This window comes from Streptomyces sp. NPDC058001, assembly GCF_042886315.1.
Classification (GTDB): domain Bacteria; phylum Actinomycetota; class Actinomycetes; order Streptomycetales; family Streptomycetaceae; genus Streptomyces.
The window spans coordinates 219,413-232,008 of record NZ_JBHVQT010000002.1 but is presented as its reverse complement, the minus strand read 5'-3'; the positions used below and the strand labels follow the sequence as shown (position 1 = coordinate 232,008).

Sequence of the window (12,596 nt, the reverse complement as noted above, 5' to 3'; positions counted from 1 at the left end):
GGGCAAGATACTCCCTCCCACCCCCTCCTGTCCCGGTTTCCGTCAACCCACAGAAACGAATCTCTTACTCCCGGTACATCTGGGTGCTATGAGCAGCGATCGGCACCTGGCGCCCACCCGCCCCTCCGCACGCCTCAACTCCGTACGCCTCAACTCCGCACGCGTCGACCTGGGCGACCGCCACGACGTGTCCGGTGTCACTCGTGAGGGCGCCGCCTGGCTCGCCTCCGCAGGAACGTATCCGCACAGCACACTCGCGCTCTGGAACGACCGCCCCGCCGCCCCCGTAGTGCTGCCCTGCGGCACCGCCTTCGACGTGGTGAGCGCCCCGGCGATCTTCGGGCGCCGCATGCTGAACCGGTTATGGAACGAGGGGCCCGGCTCCGGGCCCGTCGCGGCGCACCGGGGCCGCATCCTGCTGTTCTGCGCCCCCGGCACGGCCCAGCGGCTCCCCGTGCTCCTGCGCTGGGAGGAGTGGGGCACCGGAACGCCGGAGTCCGGGCGCCGGCCCGCCGTCCCGCCACTCCTCTGTCACGGCACCGGCGACGCCGTCACCGTGCCGCCGCCGACCTCGGGGGCCACCCCCGACGGCACCGCGCCGCCCGGCGCCCGGGGACGCCCCGACTCGCGCTGGCTGGTCGCCCCCGACACCCGCAGACCGTGGCTTCCGGGGCCCGAGATCCTGCTCTGGGCCTGCGTCCGAGCGGCCCGCGCGGCGGCCGGATCGGCGGTCCGTATATCGATTTTTCCTGGCACCGATCAGGATGCTAAGGTCTACGACGTCAGCAGGCGCCGCTAGCTCAGTTGGTTAGAGCAGCTGACTCTTAATCAGCGGGTCCGGGGTTCGAGTCCCTGGCGGCGCACAGACGACGAGAAGCCCTTCGCGTGAGCGAGGGGCTTCTCGCATGTCCACCCCCGGTCGGCTCAGCCCGTCGTGATCTTCACCGTCCAGTCGCCGTTCTCCGTCCGCTCCTCGGCGTCGACCACGATCCGCACCTTCTCGTCGGGCACCGTGAAGCTCTCGCCCGCCCGCACCGGGGCGTCCGCGAGCGCCGGGTAGACCGACTGCCCCCAGCACGCCTCGGACCCCGGATGCGCGTCGATCACCTCCACCGGGCCCGCGCCGGACGCGGTCTCGCTGCGCACCCGGTAGATCAGCAGCCCCTCCGTGCAGGTCGCCGCGTCGTTGCCGATCGCGCCCCGGGCCTCGATGGCGATGGCGCTGCTCCGGCCCGTACGGACCACGGCGAGCTTGGTGCCGAGCCCCGCGCCGAACCGGCCCGGCGCCCCGGCCGCCCCGCCGTCCGCCTTGCCGTCCACGGCGGCCCCCGCCCCCGGTTCCCTACCCGTCGTCCTGGCCGGACCCGGCGCCGTCCCCGTCGCCGTACCACCCGGTCCCGCCGACAGCGGCTCCATGGTCAGCCGCGTACTGCCACGGCCCTGGACGCACACCACCTGGCGCGGCTCCAGCCAGCCCAGCTTCCACTTGTGCCAGCCGAAGAAGTCCGGCGCCAGACCGAACTGACTGCCCATGACGTCCCAGTCGCCGACATGCGTGTCCCAGTCGCCCTTGCCGTCGGTCGGCCGGTGGTAGAGGTCCGGCAGGTCGAAGACGTGCCCGGTCTCGTGCGCGAGGACATTGCGGTCCGGCGGATGCCGCTCGAAGACGGTGACGATACGGCGGATACTCGTCCCGTCCGCCTCCATCGGCCGGTCGAAGTTGACGACCTTCGTGGCGTCCGAGTCGACGCCCGGCGCGTCCGGGTCGGCGACGAAGTAGACGACGTCGAAGTCGCGGAAGTCGACATGCGGGTCGGCCGCCGCGACCGCGTCCCGCAAATAGGCGCTGCGGTGCGCGGCGTCCCAGTCACGTCGTATGGCGTACGCGCTGGAAGGTTTCGGCATCTGGATCCACTCGCGCTGGGGATGCGGCCGGAGCGTGAACTTGCCGTAGGACGCCTGTTCGTAGAAACGGCTGGTCGCCGGGAAGTAGTCGGCCGTCAGCTCGGCGGGCGTGGTCAGGGGGCGGGCGTCCGGGAAGGACAGGAAGACCATCACCGCGTTCAGGGGGCGGGTCGGGCGCGGATAGGCGGGGTTCCAGGTGTCGAGGCCCTCCGAGTGGTGGGCGGCCGAGCGTTCGAGCGCGCAGGGTCCGGCGAAGGGCTGCGCGACGGAGGGGCCGGCGACCAGCGAGGTCGCGGCGAGTGCGGTCATCGAGGTGAAGGCGGCGGCGGTGCTGCGCAGCCGGGACCGGTCGCGTACGGGGCCTCGGGAACCGCCGAAGCCTTCGGGTCTTTCGGGTCGTTCGGGACCTCCTGGAGTTGGCGCCGTGGGGGGATGCTGACGCGGCACGGCGACCTCCGGGTGCGGATGACAGGACACCGCACCCAGACTGTTCCTATTTATCGCACTTCGCCCTGTTTGGCTGACCCGGCCGGGTGAGCACTCGACACTCCGGGTACTCACGGACCGTCACCAACGGTCAGGGGCGGAGGAATCCCGTCCAGACCCGAGCAGAAACGATCTGTCAAAGAGGCCCGCAACGGGGTATCACCGGAATGTGGCTGGATAGCCCGGGAGCGCTGCCTCTATGATCGGCAGACTTTCCAGCGCGAATCCGGCCGGAGCGGCTCGTCCCACCGCCCGGCCCGCCACTCGTCCGAGACCTTTACGAGCACGACTGCACTGCGGGAGCGAGCGGTGAGCGGAACGCCCGAAGGACCGGCCCCCGCGGCAGACCTCGCCCACCCGCACGTGACGGAGAGTCGCGTGGGTGACTCCGGTGCGGAGACTCGTACACGTGAGACGGACGCGGAGGCTCGCGGGCGCGATGCCGCGATGGATGCCCGCCCCCTCGACACCGGCACGGAGGCTCGTACCGTCGCCTCAGACTCTGACGCGGACGCCGGAGCCGTCCTCTACCGCGCCGCCTTCGCCGCCGCGCCCCTCGCGCTCGCCGCCGTCGGCCACGACGGGACGGTCCTCGCCGCGAACGACGCGTTCGTCACGCTGTTCGGCGCGGCGGTGTGGGGCCGGGGCGCCACAGGCCCGGTCGGCCGGGTCGCCGCGGATCTCGTGGACCTGGGGTCCGACGGCCGCACCTGGCACGCGTACCGGGAGGTGCTGCGCGGGCGCCAGGCGAGACTGCGCTGCACCCGGCGGCTCAAGCACCCCGAGGGCCACTCGATGTGGGCGCAGATCACCGTGTCGCCGCTGCACGCGGGGGACGGCCGGGGCGCGGCCCTGCTCTCGGTGTCCGACATCAGCGCCCGCCGGGAACTCCAGGCGCGGCTGCGGCATCTCCAGATGCACGACCCGGTGACCCGGCTGCCGAACCGGACCCTGTTCTTCGAACGGCTGACGGCGGCCCTGGAGGCGGGCTCGTACGAGGACGCGGGGACCGGGCGGATCGGGCTCTGCTATCTGGACCTGGACGGGTTCAAGGCGGTCAACGACACGCTCGGGCACCGCATCGGCGACCGGCTGCTCGCGGCGGTCGCCGACCGGCTGACGCACTGCGCGGACGAGGCCGGTTTCGCGCGCGCGTCGACACCGCTGGTGGCGCGGCTGGGCGGCGACGAGTTCGCCCTCCTGGTCGAGGACTCGACGGGTACGGAGCAGTTGGCGGACCTCGCGGAAACGGTGCTGCGGACGCTTCAGGAGCCGTTCGACCTGTTGGGGCAGCGGCTCTCGGTGTCCGCGTCGATCGGGGTGGTCGAGCGGCACGCGGCGGGGACCACGGCGACCGGGCTCATGCAGGCCGCGGACACGACGCTGTACTGGGCGAAGGCCGACGGCAAGGCGCGCTGGACGCTGTTCGACCCCGAGCGCAACGCGCACCGGATGACCCGCCAGGCCCTCGCCTCGTCACTGCGGCCCGCCGTGGAGCGGGGCGAGTTCGTGCTGGAGTACCAGCCGCTCGTGGGCCTGGACGACGGCGCGGTGCACGGGGTGGAGGCGCTGGTGCGGTGGCAGCACCCGCAGTTCGGGACGCTGACGCCGAATCGGTTCATCGGCCTTGCCGAGGAGGACGGTTCGATCGTGCCGCTGGGGCGGTGGGTCCTGCGGACGGCGTGCCGCCAGGCCCGGCGCTGGCAGTTGGACCACCCGGAAGCCGAACCGCTGTACGTGAGCGTCAATGTGGCGGTGCGTCAGGTGTGGGACTCGGATCTGGTCGCGGATGTCGCGGAGATCCTCGCGGAGACCGGGTTGCCGCCGCGGCTGCTGCAACTGGAGCTGACCGAGTCGGCGGTGATGGGCTCGGCGGGCCGCCCGCTCCAGGCCCTTCAGGCGCTCAGCGACATGGGTGTCCGGATCGCCATCGACGACTTCGGCACCGGCTACTCCAACCTCGCCTACCTCAGCCGCCTCCCGGTCTCCGTCCTCAAACTGGACGGCTCATTCGTCCGGGGCTTCCGCTATGACGACGGGGCGCACCCCAACCCCGCCGACGAGGTCATCGTGGAGGCCCTGATCCAGCTCGCCCACCGCCTGGGCCTCACGGTCACCGCCGAGTGCGTCGAAACAGCGGGCCAGGCGTCCCGCCTCCGCCGCATCGGCTGCGACACAGGCCAGGGCTGGCTCTACTCCCGCCCCCTCCCCCCGGACCACATCACCCCACTCCTGACGACTCGGGTGTGCCCACAGACCTGAGGGGGCCGGGACCCGGGTGGCGCGGTCCGTCAGCCGCGCGGCAAGTCATAGGCGTCCGCGATGAGTTCGTAGGAGTGGCTGCGGATGGTGGCGGTGTGGGCGTTGGCGGTGAGCATCAGTTCGTCGGCGCCCGTGCGCTTCTGGAGGTCGTCCAGGCCCGCGCGGACCTGGTCGGGGGTGCCGTGGATGACGTTCGCGTTCCAGGAGTCGACGAAGTCCCGTTCCATCGGGCTGAACGCGTATGCCTCCGCCTCCTCCGGGGTCGGGACCAGGCCGGGGCGGCCGGTGCGCAGGCGGACCATGTTCAGGGCCGCCGCCTGCACCTGCCGGCGGGCCTCCCGCTCGTCGTCGGTCGCCAGGGCCGAGACTCCGATCAGGGCGTACGGGGCGTCGAGCACCTGGGACGGGCGGAACGACTCCCGGTACAGGTCGAGCGCCGGGATGGTGTTCTGCGCCGAGAAGTGGTGCGCGAACGCGAACGGCAGGCCGAGCGTGCCCGCGAGCCGCGCGCTGAAGCCGGACGAGCCCAGCAGCCAGATCGGCGGGCGGTGCGGCGACTGCACCCCGCCGGGTGAGGTCGCCTGAATCGGACCCGGCACGGCGTGGATACGGGCGTACGGGTGGCCGTCAGGGAAGTCGTCGTCCAGGAAACGCGTCAACTCGGCGAGCTGCTGCGGGAAGTCGTCGGCGCCCTCGTTCAGGCGGTCGGTGCGGCGCAGGGCCGCCGCCGTCGCGCCGTCGGTGCCGGGGGCGCGGCCCAGGCCCAGGTCGATACGGCCCGGGGCCAGCGCCTCCAGGGTGCCGAACTGCTCCGCGATCACCAGCGGGGCGTGGTTGGGGAGCATGACGCCGCCCGAGCCCAGGCGGATGGTGGTCGTGTGGGCCGCCAGGTGGGCCAGGATGACCGCCGGGGACGTCGAGGCCACGCCCGGCATGGAGTGGTGTTCCGCCACCCAGTACCGGTGATAGCCCCGCTGCTCGGCCTCCGTCACGATCTTGACACTGGTACGGAGGGCTTCCGTGGCGGTGGTGCCGGCGCCTACCGTCGCGAGGTCCAGGACCGAGAGGGGGACAGGGGCGCTGCCTTGAGCGGTGCCTCGGATGTCGTCCTTCGCCTGGTTGTTCGTCGCCACGGGGTCCTCCTGATCGGGGGTTCGGTACTCCAGCCACGGCTAACAGGAGGTGGGCTCCGTTTTATTCCCGGCGCCCATGGGGGCGGGGAAGGGGACCTCCCTTTGCCTACCCGTGTTGCCTACCCGTGGGCCTGGACCAGCGGTTCCTTGGTGAACAGGGTGCCCAGGGCCGGGGCGTTCACCCTGCGGGCCGCGAGGCGCAGGGCCTCCCAGACCGTGACCTGGTTGGCCGTGAGGACCGGTTTGCCGAGGTCGGATTCCAGGTCGCGGACGTAGGCGGCGGTGTGCAGGGCCGTGTCGGGCAGGAGGATCGCCTCCGCTTCGGGGTGATCCGCCGTCCGGGCGAGGGCCGTGACCTCGGCCCGGCCCCAGGTGCCGACTTCCGCCGCCGTGATGATCCCGCTCCCCCGCGTCGCCACGACCTCCACGCCCGCCGCCTTCAGGAAGGCCGCGAAGAGGGCCGCCACGTCCTCGGGGTACGTCGCCCCGATCGCGACCCGCCGCACCCCCAGCTCCCGCACCGCGTGCGCGAAGGCGAAGGAGGTGCTGGACGCCGGGATCCCCGCCGTACGGGCCAGGGCGCGTACCTGTTCGTGCGCGCCCTCCCAGCCGAAGACGAAACTGGCGCTGGTGCACGCCCACACCAGGGCCTCGGCGCCGGCGAGCCGGATCTCCTCGACCCCGGCGGCCAGCCGGTCCGCCGAGCCCATCTCCAGGAGCGCGTCGACCCGGTGCGCGTCCTCGCCGATGTCCGTGTGGACCACGGCCAGCCGGATGTCGCTGCCCAGTAGCTGCTCGATCCTCGGATAGTCGTCCTCCGCCGAGTACCCCGGGTACAGGAATCCGAGTGCGGTCACGTCCAGCCTCCTTCGCGTGGGTGCCCCCCGCCGCACCCTCAGGGCAGCGGCGGAGGACCGTCGGGCAGGGTCGGTGTCCCCCCGCCCGGTGCGGGAGGCGTGTCGAGCTGCACCGCGCCCGGCCTCGCGCCGGGATCGAGCAGCGCCTGATACGGCCCCACCGCACGCGTACCCAATCGACGCAGGGCTGCCCACATCGTCACCTGGTTCGCGGAGATCACCGGCATCCGCAGTTCGGCCTCCAACTGGGGGATCACGTCGTACGTCGGCAGGTTCGTACAGCTGATGAACAGTGCGTCAGCGGCCCCACGTACAGCATGCCTCGCCATGGTCACGACGTCCCGGTAGGGCACCTTCCAGATGTGCCGGGTCAGTCCGAGGCTGGCGCGGCCCGTGACGACGACGCCGGCCTCGGCGAGGTAGTCCTCCAGGGACCGGGTCACGGAGGTCGTGTACGGCGTGACCAGGGCGATCCTGCGGGCCGACAGTTCGGCCAGGGCGTCCAGCAGGGCGCCGGACGTGGTGAGCGAGGGCAGGGCGCCCGCGCGGGTCATCGCCTCGCACATGGCGCGCTCACCGGCGATACCGCCGACGAAGCTGCCGGAGGTGCAGGCGTAGGCGATGACCTCGGGTTCGGCGGCGCCGAGCGCGCGTACCGCCTCGCCGAGGGTCTCGTGCTCGCTGACCAGGCGCGCCAGGTCGAGGCTGACCTCGACGGGCACGTACGGCGTTCGGGTCAGGAACAGCGAGATGTCGTCGGGCACCCAGCGCCACAGTTCGCGGTCGAGGGCGAAGTCGAAGGGGGCGACCACACCGATCCCGCGTTGGGGGTGTGGTCCACCGAGGAAGGAGACGAAGGAGACGTCCATAGCAGGCCCCAGAGTGGGTAAGAGCGTGCGAGGCCAGCGGTGTCCGGAGGTACGGCCGCCGGTGGCCGGGGACAGAGAGCCGGCAACAGGCCGGGACGTCGGGACGGGATGGTGCGGGTCGAGAGACACAGGCCCGTGTTGACGAAGGTAGTTTCGGGTGCCAGCGTGGTCAATCCGCCCCTCTCGGACAACCAGAACAGCCCAGCTCGGACGGCTGCCCGGACGACACATCGGACAACGACTCGGACGACAACTCCGACGGCAACCAGAGAAGCGGATCCGCATTGCGAAACGGTTTCCCGACCATGTCCGAAGCGACTTCCCACCCCCCGACCTCCCGCCCCCCGACCCTCCTCGTCCTCGACGCGGACCCGCCGCCCCGCCTCGGACGGCTGACCGGGCGGGCCAGGATCGTGCACACCGACGCGGCGGGGCTCGCGGACCGACTTCCGGACGCCGATGCGCTGTTGGTGTGGGATTTCCGCTCGGACGCGGTGCGCGGGGCATGGCCGGGTGAGGGGCCGCGCCCCGGCTGGGTGCACACGGCGAGCGCGGGCGTCGACCATCTGCTCGGTCCGGAACTCGCCGCGTCGGACACGGTCGTCACCAACGCGCGCGGTGTCTTCGACCGGCCCATCGCCGAGTACGTCGGCGGACTCGTGCTCGCCATGGCCAAGGATCTGCCGCGCACCCTCGCCCTCCAGGAGCGGCGCGAATGGCGGCACCGCGAGACGCTGAAGGTGTCCGGCACCCGGGCCTGCGTGGTCGGTTCAGGGCCGATCGGGCAAGCCATCGCCGGGACGCTGAAGGCGCTCGGCGTCCTCACGGCCGTGGTGGGCCGCACCGCACGCTCCGGAGTGCACGGGCCCGCCGAGTTGGACCGGCTGGCGGCGCGCGCCGACTGGGTGGTGTGCGCGGCGCCGCTGACCGACGACACCCGGGGCATGTTCGACGCGCGGCGGTTCGGCCTGATGCAGCCGTCGGCGCGGTTCATCAATGTGGGGCGCGGCCCGCTGGTCGTGGAGGCGGACCTGGTGGCCGCGCTGGAGCACCGTTGGATCGCGGGCGCGGCCCTGGACGTCTTCACGGACGAGCCGCTGCCGCCGGACAGCCCCCTGTGGAGCGCACCGGGACTGATCGTCTCGCCGCACATGAGCGGGGACACGGTCGGCTGGCGGGACGAGTTGGGCACCCAGTTCGTGGAGCAGTACGAGCGCTGGGTGGCCGGAAAGCCGCTGTTGAACGTGGTCGACAAGAAACGTGGGTATGTCCCCGGTGACTGAAACCGGTCACTGAACCCGGTTCACGAAACCGGTCACTGAACCCGGTCACGGAACGGCAAGCCCTGGAGGGTGCATGACGCGGCTCACGGATCTGACGGCGGCCCAGCTCGTGGACGGCTACCGCAAGGGCGAGTTCAGCCCCGTGGACGCGGTGGAGGCGGTGCTGCGGCGGATCGAGGAGACACAGGACGCCGTCAACGCGTTCGTGCTCGTGAACGGGGACGAGTCCCTGGCGGCGGCGCGCGCGTCCGCCGACCGCTGGCAGCGCGGTGAACCGGCCGGGCTGCTCGACGGTGTCCCGGTCACGGTCAAGGACCTGCTCCTGATGCGCGGACACCCGACGCTGCGCGGTTCCCTGACGGTCGACGCGGACGGGTCCTGGGACGAGGACGCGCCGTCCGTGGCGCGGCTGCGGGAGCACGGCGCGGTGTTCGTGGCGAAGACGACGACGCCCGAGTTCGGCTGGAAGGGTGTCACGGACTCCCCGCGGTACGGCGTGACCCGCAACCCGTACGACACCGCGCGGACCTCGGGCGGCTCCAGCGGGGGCAGCGCGGTCGCGGTGGCGGTCGGCGCGGGACCGCTGTCGCTCGGTACGGACGGCGGCGGCAGTGTCCGTATCCCCGCGTCGTTCTGCGGGATCTTCGGGCTGAAGCCGACGTACGGACGGGTGCCGCTGTATCCGGTGAGCGCCTTCGGGACGCTGTCCCATGTGGGGCCGATGACACGGGACGCGGCGGACGCGGCGCTGATGATGGACGTGATCAGCGGGCCCGACGCGCGGGACTGGTCCCAGCTCGGGCCGGTCACCGGAAGCTTCCTGGACGGCATCGACGGCGGGGTGCGCGGGCTGCGGGTCGCGTTCTCGCCGACGCTCGGCGGCCAGGTCGCGGTACGCCCCGCCGTCGCCGCCGCCGTGCGGCGGGCCGTGGAGGGCCTGGCCGGACTCGGCGCGTACGTCGAGGAGACCGACCCCGATCTGACGGAGCCGGTGGACGCCTTCCACACCCTGTGGTTCAGCGGCGCGGCCGGCGTGACGCACGCGCTCGGTCCTGACCGGCGCGAGCTGCTCGACCCGGGGCTGCGCGAGATCATCACGGCCGGCGCCCGCTACAGCGCCCAGGACTACATCACCGCCACGGACACCCGGGCGGAACTGGGGCGCCGGATGGGCCGGTTCCACGAGACGTACGACGTACTGGTGACGCCGACGATGCCGCTGACCGCGTTCGAGGCGGGGGCCGAGGTGCCCGCGGGGAGCGGGGCGCGCCGGTGGACGGGGTGGACGCCGTTCACGTACCCGTTCAACATGACGCAGCAGCCCGCCGCGACCGTGCCGTGCGGTCTCGACGGGGACGGGCTGCCGGTCGGGCTCCAGATCGTGGCGGCCCGGCACGGGGACCGGACGGTGCTGCGCACGGCCCACGCGCTGTACGAGGCCGGGATCGCGGGAATTCCGGCGCCATCGGTGCCGTAGAGGCGTCGGTGCCGTAGGGGCGTCGCTCCCGTAGCGGCAAGGGCCTTTCAGGCCCGTCGGAAGGTGAGCGTCTCGCCCAGCGCGCCGGCCCGCCACAGGTCGTTCGCGGCCTCCGCCATCGCGTCCAGCCCTTCGACCACCTGGCCCCAGACGATCCCCGGGACCCAGCCGACGTCCCCGTTGAGCAGCAGGTTGTTGCGCTCGTAGAACAGGGCCAGGTCGACCGTGGTGGCGCCCGCCGCGACACCGGAGCCCGAGCCGTAGCCGTACGCCTGGCTGCCGAGCTGGGTGCCGTTGAACGTGAAGTAGCAGAGGTCCCCGGGGATCGGGGTCACCGTCGGGTTCTCCAGCGGGGGCTCCTCGGCGGCGAACGGCGGGAACAGGGCGTAGATCTCGTTCCGGGCGTATTTGGCGTGGTACACGTCACCTTCCAGCGGCAGCGCGTCCCAGACGGCGGCGCAGGTCAGCGGTGCCCGGTCGGTGAGGAGTTTCGCGGTGCAGTGCACACCGCGCCGGGTCAGGGCGATGTCGAGATAGCGATCAGTCATGCACCAAGGGTTCCCAGGGGTCACCGGCGCATACCCGGGTCACGGAAGCATCAGGGGCTCGAAATGATCCGCATACCTCGCGTGAGCCGGGGTAGCCGCGCGGCCATGGCTCCACCATTCGGAAACGACGCAGAGACCATAGGCCGGACGGCGCCCGGCTCTCCCCGATTCGGCAGACGCGCCCTGCTCGCGGGCGCAGCGGCGGTCGGTGCCGCCGGGGCGCTCGGCGCCGCGGGATGCAGCCGCGTGCCCAGCGGCGACACCCTGGCCCGGCTGAAATCGCAGGGCACCGTCCGCCTCGGCATCGCCGGTGAGGTGCCGTACGGCTATATCGACGACGACGGCGAGTTCACCGGTGAGGCCGTCGAGCTGGCGAAGGTGATCTTCAAGCGGCTGGGTGTGGACCAGGTGCAGCCCGTGGCGACGGACTTCAGCTCACTGATCCCCGGGCTCCAGACCCAGCAGTTCGATGTGGTCTCCGCCGGTATGTACATCAACAAGGAACGCTGCCAGCAGGTCATCTTCTCGGACCCCGAGTACCAGATGCTCGACTCGTTCATCGTCCGCAAGGGCAACCCGAAGAACCTGCGCTCGTACCAGGACGTCGTACGGACCAAGGCGAAGTTCGGTACGGGGACGGGGTACGCGGAGATCCAGTACGCCGTCGACTCGGGGTACCCGGAGAAGGACATCGTCATCCTCCAGGACCAGGTCGCGGGCCTGAACGCGGTGGAGGCCGGGCGGATCGACGTGTTCGCCGGGACCGCGCTCACCACCCGTGAGGTGACGAAGAAGAGCGCGAAGGCGGAGGCTACCGAGCCGTTCGCGCCCCTGATCAAGGGCGAGAAGCGGATCGACGGCGGCGGGTTCACCTTCCGGCCGAACGACACCAAGCTGCGGGACGCCTTCAACGTGGAGATCCACAAGATGAAGGACAGCGGCGAACTCTTCCGCATCCTGCGGCCGTTCGGCTTCACCGAGGCCGAGATGACCACGCTGACGGCAGAGGAGCTGTGCCGATGACAGCGGGACTCTGGCAGAACTGGGTGCTCCCCGGAATCTGGGTCACCCTCCAACTCACTGTCTACAGCGCCGCGCTGGCGACCGCGGTCGCCTTCGGCGTGGGCATCGCCCGAACCCACCGGCTGCGCTTCATACGCTTCCTCGCCGGTCTGTACACCGAGATATTCCGCGGTACGTCGGCGCTGGTCCTGATGTTCTGGATCTTCTTCGTGCTGCCGCAGCTCGCGGGCTGGTCACTGGTCCCGATGTGGGCCGCGGTCCTCGCGCTCGGCCTGTCCTACGGCGCGTACGGCGCCGAGGTCGTGCGGGGCGCGCTGGGCGCGGTGGCGCCCGCGCAGCGTGAGGCGGGCGTCGCGCTGAGCTTCACGCCCTGGCAGCGGATGCGGCTGATCCTGCTGCCGCAGGCGGTGCCGGAGATGATCCCGCCGTTCAACAATCTGCTGATCGAGCTGCTCAAGGGCACCGCCCTGGTCTCGCTGCTCGGTATCGGCGATGTGTCCTTCGCCGCCTATCTGGTCCGGCTCGCCACCCAGGAGAGCGCGCAGATCTACGCGATCACGCTGGTCATCTACTTCGTGATCGCGTTCCTCCTGACGCGCGGGATGCGCGCCCTGGAACGGAAGACCAAGGCCGGGATCGGCCGGCGCCCGGAGCCCGCCGGCACGGGAGGGGGCGTCGCGTGAACACCACGTATATAGCGAGCAGCGGGGGTACGACCGTGGCGGCGGACAGCTGGGACTGGTCCGCCGTCGG

The 12,596-nt window shown here is 71.6% G+C and carries 11 protein-coding genes and 1 tRNA gene; 7 read left to right on the top strand and 5 right to left on the bottom strand.

The window, feature by feature from the left end:
* Positions 1 to 88: 88 nt before the first annotated feature.
* Positions 89 to 799 (top strand): bifunctional DNA primase/polymerase, encoded by a 711-nt coding sequence (locus ACFVT5_RS04570; RefSeq protein WP_389881358.1) that lies wholly within the window; start codon positions 89 to 91, stop codon positions 797 to 799.
* Positions 790 to 863, top strand: a tRNA-Lys gene (locus ACFVT5_RS04565). Before ACFVT5_RS04570 ends, ACFVT5_RS04565 begins: the two co-directional genes overlap by 10 nt.
* Before the next feature lie 61 nt (positions 864 to 924).
* On the opposite strand, the gene ACFVT5_RS04560 is transcribed toward ACFVT5_RS04565, so the two are convergent.
* Entirely contained in the window at positions 925 to 2,382 is a 1,458-nt protein-coding gene (locus ACFVT5_RS04560) for a M6 family metalloprotease domain-containing protein (protein WP_389881356.1), read from the bottom strand.
* A 318-nt stretch (positions 2,383 to 2,700) separates the two neighbouring features.
* On the opposite strand from ACFVT5_RS04560, the gene ACFVT5_RS04555 reads away from it, so the two are divergent.
* Positions 2,701 to 4,653 (top strand): putative bifunctional diguanylate cyclase/phosphodiesterase, encoded by a 1,953-nt coding sequence (locus tag ACFVT5_RS04555; RefSeq protein WP_389881354.1) that lies wholly within the window; start codon positions 2,701 to 2,703, stop codon positions 4,651 to 4,653.
* Between the two features lie 29 nt (positions 4,654 to 4,682).
* Here the strand turns inward: ACFVT5_RS04555 and ACFVT5_RS04550 are convergent, their stop codons facing one another.
* From ACFVT5_RS04550 to ACFVT5_RS04540, 3 genes are all read right to left on the bottom strand, one after another.
* Complete coding sequence (locus tag ACFVT5_RS04550) at positions 4,683 to 5,786, bottom strand: LLM class flavin-dependent oxidoreductase (RefSeq protein ID WP_389881353.1); 1,104 nt, start codon at positions 5,784 to 5,786, stop codon at positions 4,683 to 4,685.
* 119 nt (positions 5,787 to 5,905) lie between these two features.
* Positions 5,906 to 6,643: a decarboxylase gene (locus ACFVT5_RS04545; protein ID WP_389881351.1), complete on the bottom strand. Its 738-nt coding sequence runs from the start codon at positions 6,641 to 6,643 to the stop codon at positions 5,906 to 5,908.
* Positions 6,644 to 6,681: 38 nt separating this feature from the next.
* Positions 6,682 to 7,512, bottom strand: a complete 831-nt coding sequence (locus tag ACFVT5_RS04540) for an aspartate/glutamate racemase family protein (protein ID WP_389881349.1) — start codon at positions 7,510 to 7,512, stop codon at positions 6,682 to 6,684.
* Positions 7,513 to 7,817: 305 nt separating this feature from the next.
* Here ACFVT5_RS04540 and ACFVT5_RS04535 point away from each other — a divergent pair, with 305 nt between their 5' ends.
* Both ACFVT5_RS04535 and ACFVT5_RS04530 read left to right on the top strand, forming a co-directional pair.
* On the top strand, positions 7,818 to 8,795 hold the full coding sequence (locus ACFVT5_RS04535; protein WP_389881347.1) for a D-2-hydroxyacid dehydrogenase: 978 nt from the start codon (positions 7,818 to 7,820) through the stop codon (positions 8,793 to 8,795).
* Positions 8,796 to 8,868: 73 nt separating this feature from the next.
* The gene (locus ACFVT5_RS04530; protein WP_389881345.1) at positions 8,869 to 10,272 is read left to right on the top strand and encodes an amidase; all 1,404 of its coding nucleotides are present in this window, start codon (positions 8,869 to 8,871) and stop codon (positions 10,270 to 10,272) included.
* 47 nt (positions 10,273 to 10,319) lie between these two features.
* Here the strand turns inward: ACFVT5_RS04530 and ACFVT5_RS04525 are convergent, their stop codons facing one another.
* On the bottom strand, positions 10,320 to 10,820 hold the full coding sequence (locus ACFVT5_RS04525; RefSeq protein WP_389881343.1) for a DUF3830 family protein: 501 nt from the start codon (positions 10,818 to 10,820) through the stop codon (positions 10,320 to 10,322).
* A 105-nt stretch (positions 10,821 to 10,925) separates the two neighbouring features.
* Here ACFVT5_RS04525 and ehuB point away from each other — a divergent pair, with 105 nt between their 5' ends.
* The gene (gene ehuB / locus ACFVT5_RS04520; RefSeq protein ID WP_389881341.1) at positions 10,926 to 11,843 is read left to right on the top strand and encodes an ectoine/hydroxyectoine ABC transporter substrate-binding protein EhuB; all 918 of its coding nucleotides are present in this window, start codon (positions 10,926 to 10,928) and stop codon (positions 11,841 to 11,843) included.
* Positions 11,840 to 12,526, top strand: coding sequence for an ectoine/hydroxyectoine ABC transporter permease subunit EhuC (ehuC, locus tag ACFVT5_RS04515; protein WP_389881339.1), 687 nt, complete (start codon positions 11,840 to 11,842; stop codon positions 12,524 to 12,526). Before ehuB ends, ehuC begins: the two co-directional genes overlap by 4 nt.
* The last annotated feature ends 70 nt before the right edge of the window (positions 12,527 to 12,596 follow it).